This is a genomic window from Pseudomonas sp. FBCC-B1565, assembly GCF_059133265.1.
Genome location: NZ_CP101438.1, coordinates 5146852 through 5161731, shown reverse-complemented (window position 1 = coordinate 5161731; position 14880 = coordinate 5146852). Strand labels below are relative to the sequence as shown.

At 59.6% G+C, this 14880-nt stretch carries 16 protein-coding genes; 14 read left to right on the top strand and 2 right to left on the bottom strand.

What is annotated here, in order from left to right:
* The first annotated feature begins 54 nt into the window (after positions 1-54).
* The 5 genes from pyrG (at position 55) to ispD (ending at position 5151) form a co-directional block, all read left to right on the top strand.
* Positions 55-1686, top strand: coding sequence for a CTP synthase (pyrG, locus tag NL123_RS23920; protein ID WP_226455865.1), 1632 nt, complete (start codon positions 55-57; stop codon positions 1684-1686).
* 5 nt (positions 1687-1691) lie between these two features.
* Entirely contained in the window at positions 1692-2537 is an 846-nt protein-coding gene (kdsA, locus tag NL123_RS23915) for a 3-deoxy-8-phosphooctulonate synthase (RefSeq protein ID WP_010563535.1), read from the top strand.
* 157 nt (positions 2538-2694) lie between these two features.
* Positions 2695-3984, top strand: a complete 1290-nt coding sequence (gene eno / locus NL123_RS23910; RefSeq protein ID WP_003189193.1) for a phosphopyruvate hydratase — start codon at positions 2695-2697, stop codon at positions 3982-3984.
* A gap of 184 nt (positions 3985-4168) precedes the next feature.
* The gene (gene ftsB / locus NL123_RS23905) at positions 4169-4447 is read left to right on the top strand and encodes a cell division protein FtsB (RefSeq protein ID WP_003172294.1); all 279 of its coding nucleotides are present in this window, start codon (positions 4169-4171) and stop codon (positions 4445-4447) included.
* On the top strand, positions 4444-5151 hold the full coding sequence (gene ispD, locus NL123_RS23900; RefSeq protein WP_248486646.1) for a 2-C-methyl-D-erythritol 4-phosphate cytidylyltransferase: 708 nt from the start codon (positions 4444-4446) through the stop codon (positions 5149-5151). The genes ftsB and ispD overlap by 4 nt, the downstream gene beginning before the upstream one ends.
* 110 nt (positions 5152-5261) lie before the next feature.
* On the opposite strand, the gene NL123_RS23895 is transcribed toward ispD, so the two are convergent.
* The gene (locus NL123_RS23895; RefSeq protein ID WP_058425273.1) at positions 5262-6158 is read right to left on the bottom strand and encodes a LysR substrate-binding domain-containing protein; all 897 of its coding nucleotides are present in this window, start codon (positions 6156-6158) and stop codon (positions 5262-5264) included.
* Positions 6159-6268: 110 nt separating this feature from the next.
* Here NL123_RS23895 and NL123_RS23890 point away from each other — a divergent pair, with 110 nt between their 5' ends.
* The 8 genes from NL123_RS23890 to rpoS all read left to right on the top strand — a co-directional run bounded on the left by NL123_RS23890 (position 6269) and on the right by rpoS (position 13389).
* Positions 6269-7381, top strand: a complete 1113-nt coding sequence (locus NL123_RS23890) for an S-(hydroxymethyl)glutathione dehydrogenase/class III alcohol dehydrogenase (RefSeq protein ID WP_010212435.1) — start codon at positions 6269-6271, stop codon at positions 7379-7381.
* A gap of 8 nt (positions 7382-7389) precedes the next feature.
* Positions 7390-8235, top strand: coding sequence for an S-formylglutathione hydrolase (gene fghA, locus NL123_RS23885; protein WP_248486648.1), 846 nt, complete (start codon positions 7390-7392; stop codon positions 8233-8235).
* Between the two features lie 54 nt (positions 8236-8289).
* Positions 8290-8763 carry a 2-C-methyl-D-erythritol 2,4-cyclodiphosphate synthase gene (ispF, locus tag NL123_RS23880; RefSeq protein WP_248486650.1) on the top strand — a complete coding sequence of 158 codons (474 nt, stop codon included), beginning with the start codon at positions 8290-8292 and terminating at the stop codon, positions 8761-8763.
* Complete coding sequence (gene truD / locus NL123_RS23875) at positions 8760-9818, top strand: tRNA pseudouridine(13) synthase TruD (protein ID WP_494356489.1); 1059 nt, start codon at positions 8760-8762, stop codon at positions 9816-9818. Before ispF ends, truD begins: the two co-directional genes overlap by 4 nt.
* On the top strand, positions 9806-10555 hold the full coding sequence (gene surE, locus NL123_RS23870) for a 5'/3'-nucleotidase SurE (RefSeq protein ID WP_071496919.1): 750 nt from the start codon (positions 9806-9808) through the stop codon (positions 10553-10555). The genes truD and surE overlap by 13 nt, the downstream gene beginning before the upstream one ends.
* Before the next feature lie 41 nt (positions 10556-10596).
* A complete protein-coding gene (locus tag NL123_RS23865; RefSeq protein ID WP_010563544.1) occupies positions 10597-11232 on the top strand; it encodes a protein-L-isoaspartate(D-aspartate) O-methyltransferase in 636 nt (211 codons plus the stop codon).
* Positions 11233-11441: 209 nt separating this feature from the next.
* Positions 11442-12278, top strand: a complete 837-nt coding sequence (locus NL123_RS23860; protein WP_248486656.1) for a peptidoglycan DD-metalloendopeptidase family protein — start codon at positions 11442-11444, stop codon at positions 12276-12278.
* Between the two features lie 106 nt (positions 12279-12384).
* The gene (gene rpoS / locus NL123_RS23855) at positions 12385-13389 is read left to right on the top strand and encodes an RNA polymerase sigma factor RpoS (protein ID WP_025855149.1); all 1005 of its coding nucleotides are present in this window, start codon (positions 12385-12387) and stop codon (positions 13387-13389) included.
* A gap of 218 nt (positions 13390-13607) precedes the next feature.
* Here the strand turns inward: rpoS and NL123_RS23850 are convergent, their stop codons facing one another.
* Positions 13608-13817 (bottom strand): cold-shock protein, encoded by a 210-nt coding sequence (locus tag NL123_RS23850; protein WP_002554837.1) that lies wholly within the window; start codon positions 13815-13817, stop codon positions 13608-13610.
* A 389-nt stretch (positions 13818-14206) separates the two neighbouring features.
* On the opposite strand from NL123_RS23850, the gene dcd reads away from it, so the two are divergent.
* Positions 14207-14773 (top strand): dCTP deaminase, encoded by a 567-nt coding sequence (gene dcd / locus NL123_RS23845; RefSeq protein ID WP_010212421.1) that lies wholly within the window; start codon positions 14207-14209, stop codon positions 14771-14773.
* Positions 14774-14880: the final 107 nt, after the last annotated feature.

Sequence of the window (14880 nt, the reverse complement as noted above, 5' to 3'; positions counted from 1 at the left end):
CTTCGCTTTCCCCGGCGGCTCGGACCGCTTTAACGCAGACTTCTAGGGTTTTTCATGACGCGCTACATATTCGTCACGGGCGGTGTTGTTTCTTCATTGGGGAAAGGCATTGCCTCCGCTTCATTGGCGGCCATCCTGGAGGCGCGGGGACTTAAGGTCACCATGCTCAAGCTTGACCCCTACATCAACGTTGACCCGGGCACCATGAGCCCGTTCCAGCACGGTGAAGTGTTCGTCACCCACGACGGCGCCGAGACTGACCTGGACCTGGGCCACTACGAGCGGTTCATCCGCACGACCATGACCCAGAACAACAACTTCACCACCGGCCGTGTCTACGAGCACGTGCTGCGCAAGGAGCGCCGTGGTGACTACCTGGGTGCAACCATCCAGGTGATCCCGCACATCACCGACGAAATCAAGCGCCGCATCATCAAGGGTGCCGGCGATGCCGACGTGGCGATGGTCGAGATCGGTGGCACCGTGGGTGACATCGAATCCCAACCGTTCCTCGAAGCCATCCGCCAGCTGCGTTTCGAAGTCGGCGCCAAGCGCGCGATGCTGATGCACCTGACCCTGGTCCCGTACATCGCCACCGCCGGCGAGACCAAAACCAAGCCTACCCAGCACTCGGTCAAGGAACTGCGTTCCATCGGCCTGCAGCCGGACGTGCTGGTGTGCCGCTCCGATCACCCGATCGACATTTCCTCGCGTCGCAAGATCGCGCAATTCACCAACGTTGAAGAACGTGCGGTGATCGCGCTGGAAGACGCCGACACCATCTACAAGATCCCGGGCATCCTGCATTCGCAAGGCCTGGATGACTTTGTGGTCGAGCGCTTCGGACTGCAATGCAACGGCGCAGACCTGTCCGAGTGGGAAGCCGTGGTCGACGCCAAGCTCAACCCTGAGCACGAAGTCACCATCGCCATGGTCGGCAAGTACATGGAATTGCTGGACGCGTACAAGTCGCTGATCGAAGCGATGAGCCACGCCGGTATCAGCAACCGTACCAAGGTCAACCTGCGCTACATCGACTCCGAAGACATTGAGAACCAGGGCACCGCCCTGCTCGAAGGTGTGGACGCGATCCTCGTGCCAGGCGGTTTCGGCCTGCGTGGCGTGGAAGGCAAGATCACTGCCGTGCAGTACGCCCGTGAAAACAAGGTGCCTTACCTGGGTATCTGCCTGGGCATGCAAGTGGCCGTTATCGAGTTCGCCCGTAACGTGCTGGGCTGGAAAGACGCCAACTCCACCGAGTTCGACAGCAAGAGCGGTCACCCGGTCGTGGGCCTGATCACCGAGTGGGAAGATGCCACCGGCGCGGTCGAGACCCGTACCGAAGCCTCCGACCTGGGCGGCACCATGCGCCTTGGCGCGCAGGATTGCCTGCTGGAAGCCGGCTCGCTGGTTCACGATTGCTACGGCAAGGACGTGATCGTCGAGCGTCACCGTCACCGCTACGAAGTGAACAACAACCTGCTGCCGCAGATTAAAGAGGCCGGCCTGAAAATCTCCGGTCGCTCCGGTGATGGCGCGCTGGTTGAAGTGGTCGAGGCACCGGATCATCCGTGGTTCGTCGCGTGCCAGTTCCACCCTGAGTTCACCTCGACGCCGCGCGACGGTCACCCGTTGTTCAGCGGTTTCGTCAAGGCAGCCCTGACGCAACACCAGAAGAAGGCGTAACCCTGATGGCCCAGAAGATCATTCGCGTAGGCGACATCGAGATTGCCAACGACAAGCCCATGGTGCTGTTCGGCGGCATGAACGTGCTGGAAAGCCGCGACATGGCGATGCAGGTCTGTGAAGAGTACGTCAAGGTCACCCAGAAACTGGGTATCCCTTACGTGTTCAAGGCCAGCTTCGACAAGGCCAACCGTTCGTCCGTGACCTCCTATCGCGGCCCGGGCCTTGAAGAAGGCATGCGGATCTTCCAGGACATCAAGCAAGCCTTCGGCGTGCCGATCATCACCGACGTCCACGAGCCTGAACAGGCTGCCGTGGTCGCCGAGGTGTGCGACATCATCCAGTTGCCGGCCTTCCTGTCGCGCCAGACCGACCTGGTCGTCGCGATGGCCAAGACCGGCGCCGTGATCAATATCAAGAAAGCCCAGTTTCTCGCACCCCAGGAGATGAAACACATCCTGAACAAGTGCGTGGAAGCGGGTAACGACCAGTTGATCCTCTGCGAGCGGGGTTCGAGCTTCGGCTACAACAACCTCGTGGTGGACATGCTTGGTTTCGGCATCATGAAACAGTTCGAATACCCGGTGTTCTTCGACGTGACCCACGCGCTGCAAATGCCCGGTGGTCGCGCCGATTCCGCGGGCGGGCGCCGTGCCCAGGTGCTGGACCTGGCCAAGGCAGGCATCAGCCAGTCCCTGGCCGGCCTGTTCCTGGAAGCCCACCCGGACCCGGACAACGCCAAATGCGACGGCCCGTGCGCGCTGCGCCTGGACAAGCTGGAGCCGTTCCTGGCCCAGCTCAAGCAGTTGGACGAACTGGTCAAGAGTTTTCCGACGGTAGAGACCGCGTAAGCGTCGTTTCTCCGGTAGACTTTCCCACGCTTTACGCTCAGGCCTGCGGGCCTGGGCCTTGTCGCCTGCAAGCCTGCCCCGTTGTTCCACCCTTGCGGTCGGTCAAAAGATTCCCTTCAGCTGCGTCGTTTTCGTCAACTTTGGAGTGTTTACAACAATGGCAAAAATCGTCGACATCAAAGGTCGTGAAGTTCTCGACTCCCGTGGCAACCCCACCGTCGAAGCCGACGTGCTTCTCGATAACGGCATCATCGGCAGCGCCTGCGCGCCGTCCGGTGCTTCTACCGGTTCGCGCGAAGCGCTGGAACTGCGTGATGGCGACAAGAGCCGTTACCTGGGCAAGGGTGTACTGAAAGCTGTTGCCAACATCAACGGCCCGATCCGTGACCTGTTGCTGGGCAAGGACCCGCTGGACCAGAAAGCCCTGGACCACGCGATGATCAAGCTCGACGGCACCGAAAACAAAGGCAGCCTGGGCGCCAACGCCATCCTCGCCGTGTCCCTGGCTGCCGCCAAGGCCGCCGCACAGGACCAGGACCTGCCGCTGTACGCGCACATTGCCAACCTGAACGGCACCCCGGGCGTCTACTCGATGCCGGTACCGATGATGAATATCATCAACGGTGGCGAGCACGCCGATAATAACGTCGACATCCAGGAATTCATGGTACAGCCGGTCGGCGCCAAGTCCTTCTCCGAAGGCTTGCGCATGGGCACCGAGATTTTCCATCACCTCAAGGCTGTGCTGAAGGCCCGTGGCCTGAGCACTGCGGTGGGTGACGAAGGCGGTTTTGCACCGAACCTGGCGTCCAACGAAGATGCACTGAAAGTGATCTCCGAAGCCGTGGCCAATGCTGGCTACAAGCTGGGCACCGACGTGACCCTCGCCCTGGACTGCGCGGCCAGCGAGTTCTACGAGGACGGTAAGTACAACCTGTCCGGCGAAGGCCAGGTGTTCAACTCCGAAGGTTTCGCTGAATACCTGAAGGGCCTGACCCAGCGCTACCCGATCATCTCGATCGAAGACGGCCTGGACGAGTCCGACTGGGACGGTTGGAAAATCCTCACCGACAAGATCGGCGAGAAGATCCAACTGGTGGGCGACGACCTGTTCGTGACCAACACCAAGATCCTGAAAGAAGGCATCGATAAAAAGATCGCCAACTCGATCCTGATCAAGTTCAACCAGATCGGCACCCTGACCGAAACCCTGGAAGCCATCCAGATGGCCAAGGCTGCGGGCTACACCGCCGTGATCTCGCACCGCTCCGGCGAAACCGAAGACTCGACCATTGCCGACCTGGCCGTGGGCACCTCGGCCGGCCAGATCAAGACCGGTTCCCTGTGCCGTTCCGACCGTGTTTCCAAGTACAACCAATTGCTGCGTATCGAAGAGCAACTGGCTGGCAAGGCCAAGTACAACGGTCGCGGCGAGTTTCGCGGCTGATCGCTAGTTGATGGTGAAACATGGTAAAAAGTCGGCGGATTGCGTCGGAAAACTCACGACAGTGTGGATTTCGGCGCTAATCTGATGGCTATCAAGCACAAGCCTGGTTTTTCCAGGCTTCGTGCTATCAGTTGCTGCAAAAGTTTTGCATGGCGGTCTTTTTTCACTGGATACCCGATATTCGATGCGCAGTCCCAATTGGTTGTTCCTCGTCTTGCTCTTGTTGCTGGCTGGCCTGCAGTACCGCCTATGGGTGGGTAATGGCAGCTTTGCGCAGGTAAAAGACCTGACCCAGCAAATTGCCGACCAGCACGCCGAAAACGAACGCCTGCTGGAGCGTAACCGCGTCCTCGATGCCGAAGTGCTAGAGCTGAAAAAAGGTACGGAGACCGTGGAAGAACGGGCTCGTCATGAATTGGGCATGGTCAAGGAGGGCGAAACCCTCTACCAGTTGGCCCAATGAGTAACCGTTTGCCAGCCTTCTGGGCCGTGATTCCTGCCGCGGGCGTCGGTGCCCGTATGGCCGCGGACCGTCCCAAGCAATATCTGCAACTGGGCGGGCGCACTATTCTCGAACACAGTCTTGGCTGTTTTCTTGACCATCCAGACCTTAAAGGGTTGGTGGTCAGCCTTGCTGTCGATGATCCTTACTGGCCCAACCTGCCTTGCGCCAACGACCCACGCATCGTGCGTGCGGATGGCGGCGACGAGCGTTCGGGGTCTGTGCTCAATGCGCTGCTGCAACTCAATGCCCTGGGCGCCAGCGATGACGATTGGGTGTTGGTGCACGATGCGGCACGGCCGAACCTGAGTCGTGATGATCTCGACAAGTTATTAAGCGAACTGTTGAACGATCCTGTGGGTGGTCTGTTGGCCGTGCCGGCCCGCGACACTCTCAAGCGCGTCGACAAGCATGGCCGCGTGGTCGAGACCGTTGATCGCAGCTTGATCTGGCAGGCTTATACGCCGCAGATGTTCCGCTTGGGGGCTTTGCATCGTGCCTTGGCCGACAGCCTGGTGGCGGATGCGGTGATTACCGATGAAGCCTCGGCGATGGAATGGTCCGGCCAGGCGCCGCGCCTGATCGAAGGGCGCTCGGACAATATCAAAGTGACCCGGCCGGAAGATTTGGAGTGGCTGCGGTTGCGGTGGGCTAACCGCAGGTAATCCGCGATACCGTGTCGACCCCATCGGGGGCAAGCCCCCTCCCACATTGAAATGCATTCCAAGTGTGGGAGGGGCTTGTCCCCGATGAGGCCCCTCCAAACAACCAACAGTCAACTGCTGTACTCCGGCCTCTCAGCCAACCCCTCCTTCAAGAAATCCACCAATTTCCTGACCTTCGGCGACAAATGCCTTTGCTGCGGATACAACGCCCACACCGCCGTATTCGGCGGCTGATGCGCCTCCAGCAACGATACCAACGCGCCACTGTGCAGATGCTCCAGCACGTAATAGTCTGGCAACTGGCACAACCCGACGCCCTGTAGCGCCGCATCCAACACCGCTTGCCCACTGTTGCAGCGCCAATTTCCCTGCACGCGCTGGGAAAACTCCCGCCCGTCCTGGGCCAGTTGCCAGATATCCGAGCTGCCGATCAGGCAGTTATGCCGGCTCAATTCCGACAAGCTATGTGGCCGACCATACCGAGCGAGGTAGGACGGCGACGCACACAGGTACATGCGTCGAGGTGCGAGGCGGCTGGCGACCATGCGCGAATCCTGCAAGCGCCCCAGGCGGATCGCCAGGTCGAGGCCTTCATGCACCAGGTCCAGTTGGCGGTTGCTCAGTTCGATATCCACCCGCAACTGCGGATACAGCCCCATGAACCGTGTCACCAGCGGCACGATAAAGCGCTCGCCATATGCCACGGCACAGGTCATGCGCAACATGCCCTTGGGCTCGCTGGTGAGATCGCCCACCGCACGCAGCGCTTCCTCACGCCCGTCCTGCAGGCGTTGGCAGTGTTGCAAGAAGGTCTGGCCGGCCTCGGTCAGGGTCACCTTGCGCGTACTGCGGTACAGCAACCGGGTTTGCAGGCGTTCTTCCAGGCGCGCCACCTGCCGGCTGATATGGGAAGACGACACCCCCAGCCGTTCCGCCGCCGCCGTGAACTGGCTGCATTCGGCCACTGCGACAAACTCATCGATACCTTCCCAGCGGTTTTCAAGCATGTCGATTATCCCCATGCAGCAATAAAGTTTTGCTTTTGCCTGGATTATTCATCAGCCAGCCATGTTTTACACTCGTCGCCTCAGTTTTTAACCCCGATGGAGAAACCCGGATGATCAAGTCCCGCGCCGCCGTAGCCTTCGAAGCCAAGAAGCCCCTTGAGATCGTCGAAGTGGATGTCGCCATGCCCAAGGCGGGTGAAGTGCTGTTGCGCGTGGTCGCGTCCGGCGTGTGCCATACCGACGCCTACACCCTGTCGGGCGCCGACCCGGAAGGCATCTTCCCGTCGATCCTCGGCCATGAAGGCGGTGCGGTGGTTGAGGCGATCGGTGAGGGCGTGACGTCGGTAGCCGTGGGCGATCACGTCATCCCGCTGTACACCCCGGAATGCGGCAAGTGCAAGTTCTGCCTGTCGGGCAAGACCAACTTGTGCCAGGCCATCCGTTCCACCCAAGGCAAAGGCCTGATGCCGGACGGCACCACGCGTTTCTCCTACAAAGGCCAACCGATTTTCCACTACATGGGCACCTCGACCTTCTCCGAGTACACCGTGCTGCCGGAAATTTCCGTGGCCAAGATTCCTAAAGAAGCCCCACTTGAAAAAGTCTGCTTGCTCGGTTGCGGCGTTACCACCGGCATCGGTGCTGTGATCAACACCGCCAAGGTCAAGCCAGGCGATACCGTAGCGATCTTCGGCCTCGGCGGTATCGGCCTGTCGGCAGTGATTGGTGCGGTTAAAGCCAAGGCAGGTCGCATCATTGCCATCGACATCAACCCGGCCAAGTTCGAAATCGCCAAGCAGCTGGGTGCGACCGATTGCATCAACCCGAAAGACTACGATCGTCCGATCCAGGACGTGATCGTCGACCTCACCGACGGCGGCGTGGACTTCTCCTTCGAATGCATCGGCAACGTGCAACTGATGCGCGCCGCCCTCGAGTGCTGCCACAAGGGCTGGGGCGAGTCGGTGATCATCGGCGTGGCCGGTGCCGGCCAGGAAATCGCTACCCGCCCGTTCCAGTTGGTGACCGGTCGCGTCTGGCGCGGTTCGGCCTTCGGTGGCGTACGTGGCCGCTCCGAACTGCCAAGCTACGTGGAAATGGCCCAGACCGGCGAGATCCCGCTGGACACCTTCATCACCCACACCATGGGCCTGGAAGACATCAACAAAGCGTTTGACCTGATGCATGAAGGCAAGAGCATTCGTACCGTCATCCACTTCTGAGGTTCGCCATGAGTCTGGAAAACCTGTCGTGCCAGAAGAGCTTCGGCGGCTGGCATAAACGCTACAAGCATCATTCCGATGTGCTCGGTTGCGACATGACCTTCGCCGTTTACCTGCCGCCGCAAGCGGAGCAGGGCGGCAAATTGCCGGTGTTGTACTGGCTGTCGGGTCTCACCTGCACCGATGAGAACTTCATGCAGAAGGCCGGCGCCCAGCGCATGGCTGCCGAGCTGGGTTTGATCATTGTGGCGCCGGACACCAGCCCGCGTGGTCCGGGTGTGCCGGGCGACCCGGACAACGCGTGGGATTTCGGTCTCGGCGCCGGCTTCTATTTGAATGCCACCCAGGAACCCTGGGCCAAGCACTATCGGATGTATGACTACGTCGTGCAGGAATTGCCGGCGTTGATCGAAGGGCATTTCCCAGCGTCGGATAAGCGCGGCATCAGCGGCCACTCCATGGGCGGCCACGGTGCGCTGGTGTGTGCCTTGCGTAACCCTGGACGTTACCTGTCGGTGTCGGCGTTTTCGCCGATCAACAACCCGATGGATTGCCCATGGGGCCAGAAAGCTTTCTCCCGCTACTTGGGTGAAGAGCGTTCCAAGTGGCGCGAGTGGGACACCTGTGTACTGATCGGCGAAGCCTCGGAAAAGCTGCCACTGCTGGTGGACCAGGGCGACCGCGACGATTTCCTCGCCGTGCAACTCAAGCCTGAAGCCCTGCAACAAGCGGCCAAGGCAGCCAACCATCCGCTGGAACTGCGCCTGCAACCCGGCTACGACCACAGCTACTTCTTTATCGCCAGCTTCATCGAAGACCATTTGCGACACCATGGCCGTGCTTTGCTCGGTTAATGTGAGGCAAAAGTAGGTAGAATCACGCCCTGAATTAAATCGGGGCGTTTTTTTATGCGTATTGGCCACGGCTACGATGTGCACCGTTTCGCCGAAGGCGATTTCATCACCCTGGGCGGCGTGCGTATTGCACACCACCATGGTTTGCTGGCTCATTCCGACGGCGACGTCGTGTTGCATGCCTTGAGCGATGCGTTGCTTGGCGCGGCGGCATTGGGCGATATCGGCAAGCACTTTCCAGACACCGACCCGACTTTCAAGGGCGCGGACAGCCGTGTCTTGTTGCGCCATGTGGTTGGCCTGGTCCATGCCAAGGGCTGGAAGGTCGGCAACGTTGACAACACCATCGTGGCCCAGGCGCCGAAGATGGCCCCGCATATCGAGTCGATGCGCGCGCTGATTGCCGCCGACCTGCAAATTGAATTGGATCAAGTCAACGTGAAAGCCACCACCACTGAAAAGCTCGGGTTCACCGGCCGTGAAGAGGGCATTGCCGTGCACTCCGTTGCCTTGTTGCTGCGCGCATGAATGACCTGCAACTGCTGGGCCCGCGAGCCTATGGCGAGGCCTTGGGCAGCGCGGTACTGAAGGCGACGGCCGAAGACTTCCAGGTCGACGAGGTGCTGGACATTCCGCTGACCGGTGAAGGCGAACACCTGTGGTTGTGGGTGGAAAAACGCGGCCTCAATACCGAGGAAGCTGCGCGGCGTATCGCCAAGGCGGCCGGGGTGCCGTTGCGCACCGTCAGCTATGCCGGGCTCAAGGATCGCCAGGCGTTGACCCGCCAATGGTTCAGCGTGCAACTGCCGGGCAAGGCCGACCCGGACATGAGCGCGGCGGAGAATGACACGCTCAAGATTCTCAAGACCGGCCGCCACAAGCGCAAGCTGCAGCGCGGTGCGCATTCGGCCAATGGGTTCACTTTGCGCCTGACGCAGTTGGCCGGTGATACCGCCGCCATCGATGCGCGCTTGCAACAGATTGCCCAACACGGCATTCCCAACTATTTCGGTGCCCAGCGCTTTGGCCACAATGGCGGCAATGTCGTGGACGCTCGCGAGTGGGCCGCCCGCAAAGCCTTGCCGGAGCAGCGCAATGTGCGTTCGCGGTTGCTGTCCACCGCCCGCAGCTTTTTGTTCAACAAAGTGCTGGCCGCGCGCGTGGCCGATGGTTCGTGGCAACGTGCCCAGGTCGGCGACCTGCTGGCGTTTACCGACAGCCGCAGTTTTTTCCCGGCTGGCGAAGCGGAATGCAGCGACCCGCGCCTGGCCATTCTGGACCTGCACCCGACCGGGCCGCAGTGGGGCGAGGGCGACTCGCCGGCCAGTGGTGCAACCTTCGAGCTGGAACAGGCGGTTGCCGCTGGTGAAGCCGACTTGCGTGATTGGCTGGTGAATGCCGGCATGAGCCAGGAACGTCGCATTCTTCGACTGCCCATTGGCGGTTTGACGTGGCATTATCCTTCGCTGGACATTCTGCAATTGGAATTCGTCCTGCCGGCCGGATGCTTCGCCACTGTGTTGGTGCGCGAGCTTGTTGATCTGGTGCCGGTGGGGCAGACGGACAACCCATGCGTATTCTGATATCAAACGATGACGGTGCCACCGCACCCGGTCTTGCCGCGCTCTATGCTGCGCTGCAGGATTATGCCGAGTGCGTGGTGGTTGCCCCTGACCAGGACAAGAGTGGCGCCAGCAGTTCGCTGACGCTCGACCGTCCGCTGCACCCGCAAGTCTTGGCCAATGGCTTTATCAGTGTGAACGGCACGCCTACCGACTGTGTCCACCTGGCAATCAACAGCCTGCTGGACCAGGCGCCGGACCTAGTGGTGTCGGGCATCAACCTCGGTGCAAACCTGGGGGATGATGTGCTGTATTCCGGGACCGTGGCGGCAGCCCTTGAGGGGCGCTTCCTGGGCCGTACCGGGTTCGCCTTTTCGTTTGCCTCGCGGCAACTGGATAACCTGGCAACCGCCGCGCATTTCGCGCGCAAGCTGGTGGAGGCCCATGGCTCTCTGGACCTGCCACCGCGTACGGTGCTCAACGTCAATATTCCCAACCTGCCCCTCGATCATATTCGCGGCATCAAGCTGACGCGCCTGGGCCATCGCGCCCGTGCGGCGGCGCCGTTGAAGGTGGTCGACCCGCGTGGCAAGGAAGGCTATTGGATCGCAGCGGCAGGTGATGCTGAAGATGGTGGTGAAGGCACGGACTTTCATGCGGTGATGCAAGGCTATGTGTCGATTACCCCATTGCAATTTGATCGCACCTTCAGTGATGCCTTCAGTGGTCTCGATGGCTGGCTGGAGGGGCTGCGCTGATGGGCCGTGAACAAGACGACTTGCTGCGCCGGGGCATCGGGATGACGTCCCAGCGTACCCGTGAACGCCTGATCCAGCGCCTGTACGAAGAAGGTTTGTCCAACGCCCAGGTGCTGGAAGTGATCCGGCGTACGCCTCGCCACCTGTTTGTCGATGAAGCCCTGGCCCACCGTGCCTATGAAGATACGGCGCTGCCCATCGGCCACAACCAGACCATCTCCCAACCCTACATGGTGGCGCGCATGAGCGAGCTGCTGCTGGCGGCGGGGCCGTTGGACAAGGTGCTGGAAATCGGCACCGGCTCCGGCTACCAGACTGCCGTGCTGGCGCAACTGGTGGAGCGGGTGTTCTCGGTCGAGCGCATCAAGGTGCTGCAAGACCGGGCCAAGGAGCGCCTGGTGGAGTTGAACCTGCGCAACGTGGTGTTCCGCTGGGGGGACGGCTGGGAAGGCTGGCCGGCGCTGGCGCCTTACAACGGCATCATCGTGACCGCCGTGGCCACCGATGTTCCGCAAGCGTTGCTCGATCAACTTGCCCCCGGCGGACGCCTGGTGATCCCGGTAGGCTCCGGCGAAGTGCAACAATTGATGCTCATTATCCGTGAGGATGAAGGCTTTTCCCGGCATGTGCTGGGGGCCGTGCGTTTTGTGCCGTTGCTCAATGGGCCGCTGGCCTGATCATTTGTTCGCGGGCAGTGAATTCTGTTGGCGGGGATGTGTCTTACGGCGGGGTCTATCGAGTCAACATGATCGGGAGTCGGAATTAAACGCGATGAATGTTTCGTTTCCGGCGTGTGACGGTAAAACTCCAATGCCCAGTTATACTTGCGTCATATTTCAAGCCTGATACAGGCATTCATGTTCAGCCACCACAAAGGGAGCGGCGGGTGAGTCTCACAGGTCTTGCGCAGCGTATGAGTAAAACAAGCTTTCATCGACTGGTGCTTGGCCTCGTCTTCAGTTCCGTGCTGGTCGGCTGCTCCAGCTCGCCAAGCAGCGGCGCACGGGTGGTGGACCGTAATAATGCCGTGCCGCAAAAGCCGACGGTGACCACCGGGCAATACGTGGTGCGCAAGGGCGATACGATGTTCTCGATCGCCTTCCGCTATGGCTGGGACTACAAGGCGCTCGCAGCCCGTAACAATATTCCTGTGCCCTACACGATACATCCCGGTCAGACGATTCGCTTCGACGGCCGTACCGGTTCTGCGCCTACGACAGTTGTGACAAACACTGGATCTTCGCCGTCGTCCTCCAGCAAAACCACCATCATTACCCGCCCTGCAGGCACCGCCGCACCTACCCCTGCAAGCAAGCCGGCACCCGCGCCGTTGCCACCTGCCGGGCCTGCGCCGACCGGCTGGGGATGGCCCTCAAACGGAGTGTTAATTGGAAAATTCTCTTCAAACGGTAGTTTGAATAAAGGCATTGATATCGCCGGAGATTTGGGACAGCCTGTTTTAGCTGCGTCTGATGGGACAGTGGTGTACGCCGGGAGTGGTTTACGGGGCTACGGCGAGCTGGTCATCATCAAACACAGCGACACCTACGTCAGTGCTTACGGTCACAACCGCAGGCTGTTGGTTCGGGAGGGGCAGCAGGTCAAAGTCGGACAGACAATTGCCGAAATGGGGTCAACTGGTACAGACCGGGTGAAACTGCACTTTGAGATTCGCCGTCAAGGGAAGCCTGTAGATCCGCTGCAATTCCTACCCCGTCGTTGATGTGTTGCACAGCCTGTTCCCTCACGTAGAAGGAACAGGCTCCAGCGTTGCCAAGGATAAAGGCGCCGCTTGAGCTTGAGGTCGAACTCACCAAAGGACTATAACAATGGCTCTCAGTAAAGAAGCGCCGGAGTTTGACATCGACGATGAGGTTCTCCTGATGGAGACCGGTATCGCTACGGAATCGATGTCGAATGAGGGACCTGCTGTACCTTCAGTTCGCACCAAATCCAAGAACTCCACCGCGTTAAAGCAACACAAGTACATTGACTACACTCGGGCGCTCGATGCGACCCAGCTGTACCTCAATGAAATCGGCTTTTCCCCTCTGTTGACTCCCGAAGAAGAAGTCCATTTTGCGCGCTTGTCGCAGAAGGGCGATCCGGCTGGGCGCAAACGCATGATTGAAAGCAACCTGCGCCTGGTGGTGAAAATCGCCCGACGCTATGTCAATCGTGGGCTGTCCCTGTTGGACTTGATCGAGGAAGGCAACCTGGGCCTGATCCGGGCGGTGGAGAAGTTCGACCCTGAGCGGGGCTTCCGCTTTTCGACCTATGCCACCTGGTGGATTCGCCAGACCATCGAACGGGCGATCATGAATCAGACCCGTACGATCCGGTTGCCGATCCATGTGGTCAAGGAGCTCAACGTCTACCTGCGGGCAGCGCGTGAGCTTACCCAAAAACTCGATCATGAACCTTCGCCCGAAGAAATCGCCAACCTGCTGGAAAAACCGGTAGGGGAGGTCAAGCGCATGCTGGGCCTTAACGAGCGTGTGTCTTCGGTCGACGTCTCGCTGGGTCCGGATTCGGATAAAACCCTGCTGGACACCCTGACCGATGATCGTCCTACGGATCCTTGCGAGCTGTTGCAGGATGATGATCTGTCCCAAAGCATTGACCAGTGGCTGTCGGAACTCACGGACAAGCAGCGCGAGGTGGTGATTCGCCGCTTCGGCCTGCGCGGCCATGAGAGCAGCACCCTGGAAGACGTAGGCCTGGAGATCGGCCTGACCCGTGAGCGGGTGCGGCAGATCCAGGTAGAAGGGCTCAAGCGCTTGCGTGAGATCCTGGAGAAGAATGGCTTGTCGAGTGAGTCGTTGTTTCAATAACGAATTGGCTTGAATGCTTGAATGCTTGAATGTGGGAGGGGGCTTGCCCCCGATAGCGATGGTTCAGTCAAATCTGTATTGACTGACACACTGCAATCGGGGGCAAGCCCCCTCCCACATTGGTTTATGCCGTATCTTATTTGCAGATAGGGCCAAATCCCAGGCATAAAAAAACCCCGCTTTTAAGGGCGGGGTCTTTTCGACTAAGTCAGTACAAGTTAGATAACTTGAACTTCTTCAGCTTGCATGCCTTTCTGACCGCGGGTAGCGATGAAAGAAACCTGTTGGCCTTCTTTCAGGCTTTTGAAGCCGTCGGATTGGATAGCTTTGAAGTGAACGAACAGGTCGTCACCGGATTGTGGAGTGATGAAGCCGAAGCCTTTTTCATCGTTGAACCACTTAACGGTACCAGTTTGGCGATTAGACATGGTGTATCTCCTTGGACAAAGTTAACTGCGACTCAGGAAAAGCCCTGGCCGAGACTGAGTGCAAAGAGCAGGAAAAATTCTTGGAGATGGTTGGATCGAAATTCAACATATCGTGTAGAGATTCTCAGTGACACAAGCAGCACAGTGGCGCCACCTTAACCCTTTTTCCGGAACGTGCCAATGGTATTTCCGAAGGTTTCTCCATTTTCGTGACTGGCGGTGGTATTTGCGGTCACCTTGCACGGCAATATGGGTCCCGGCCCCGCTGGCTGTGGCTTATAGCAGCAGGCGCGTTCATCAAGAAAAGCCGCGTGGCCTTTGAACCCCAACGCCGGCCCCGGTAAGATGCCCCACAGAATTTTTCCACCTCGCTATTCAGGACACCCGCCATGAGCATCAAATCGGACAAGTGGATTCGCCGCATGGCGCAAGAACACGGCATGATCGAACCGTTCGTCGAGCGCCAGATCCGTGGCCAAGGCGATGCCCCGGTGATTTCCTACGGCGTTTCCAGCTACGGCTACGATGTGCGCTGCGCCGATGAGTTCAAGGTGTTCACCAACATCAACTCGGCGATCGTCGATCCGAAGAACTTCGACGAAAAGAGCTTCGTCGACGTCAAGAGCGACGTATGCATCATCCCGCCCAACTCCTTCGCCCTGGCGCGCACCGTGGAGTTCTTCCGTATCCCGCGTGACGTGCTGACCATCTGCCTGGGTAAAAGCACCTACGCGCGTTGCGGCATCATCGTCAACGTGACGCCGCTTGAGCCGGAGTGGGAAGGCCACGTGACCCTCGAGTTCTCCAACACCACCACCTTGCCGGCGAAGATCTATGCCAACGAAGGTGTGGCGCAGATGCTGTTCCTGCAGTCCGACGAGGCCTGTGAAGTGTCCTACAAAGACCGTGCCGGCAAGTACCAGGGCCAGCGCGGCGTCACTCTCCCACGCGCCTGATCGAAAGGTCTTACACGCAAAGGGAATTAGTCTGCGGAAAGTGACTCTATCTAGGTGTACTGCCTCGGCGCGTGTAAAACGCGCCGGGCCACGCTTGAGGAGTACCT

What these genes read in the sequence shown, in the direction of transcription:
- dcd (WP_010212421.1), top strand. Translation starts at nt 14,207, where the DNA reads ATGAGCATCAAATCGGACAAGTGGATTCGCCGCATGGCGCAAGAACAC.
- eno (WP_003189193.1), top strand. Translation starts at nt 2,695, where the DNA reads ATGGCAAAAATCGTCGACATCAAAGGTCGTGAAGTTCTCGACTCCCGT.
- NL123_RS23850 (WP_002554837.1), bottom strand. Translation starts at nt 13,817, where the DNA reads ATGTCTAATCGCCAAACTGGTACCGTTAAGTGGTTCAACGATGAAAAA.
- NL123_RS23865 (WP_010563544.1), top strand. Translation starts at nt 10,597, where the DNA reads ATGACGTCCCAGCGTACCCGTGAACGCCTGATCCAGCGCCTGTACGAA.
- pyrG (WP_226455865.1), top strand. Translation starts at nt 55, where the DNA reads ATGACGCGCTACATATTCGTCACGGGCGGTGTTGTTTCTTCATTGGGG.
- fghA (WP_248486648.1), top strand. Translation starts at nt 7,390, where the DNA reads ATGAGTCTGGAAAACCTGTCGTGCCAGAAGAGCTTCGGCGGCTGGCAT.
- ftsB (WP_003172294.1), top strand. Translation starts at nt 4,169, where the DNA reads ATGCGCAGTCCCAATTGGTTGTTCCTCGTCTTGCTCTTGTTGCTGGCT.
- ispF (WP_248486650.1), top strand. Translation starts at nt 8,290, where the DNA reads ATGCGTATTGGCCACGGCTACGATGTGCACCGTTTCGCCGAAGGCGAT.
- kdsA (WP_010563535.1), top strand. Translation starts at nt 1,692, where the DNA reads ATGGCCCAGAAGATCATTCGCGTAGGCGACATCGAGATTGCCAACGAC.
- NL123_RS23895 (WP_058425273.1), bottom strand. Translation starts at nt 6,158, where the DNA reads ATGCTTGAAAACCGCTGGGAAGGTATCGATGAGTTTGTCGCAGTGGCC.
- surE (WP_071496919.1), top strand. Translation starts at nt 9,806, where the DNA reads ATGCGTATTCTGATATCAAACGATGACGGTGCCACCGCACCCGGTCTT.
- rpoS (WP_025855149.1), top strand. Translation starts at nt 12,385, where the DNA reads ATGGCTCTCAGTAAAGAAGCGCCGGAGTTTGACATCGACGATGAGGTT.
- truD (WP_494356489.1), top strand. Translation starts at nt 8,760, where the DNA reads ATGAATGACCTGCAACTGCTGGGCCCGCGAGCCTATGGCGAGGCCTTG.
- ispD (WP_248486646.1), top strand. Translation starts at nt 4,444, where the DNA reads ATGAGTAACCGTTTGCCAGCCTTCTGGGCCGTGATTCCTGCCGCGGGC.
- NL123_RS23890 (WP_010212435.1), top strand. Translation starts at nt 6,269, where the DNA reads ATGATCAAGTCCCGCGCCGCCGTAGCCTTCGAAGCCAAGAAGCCCCTT.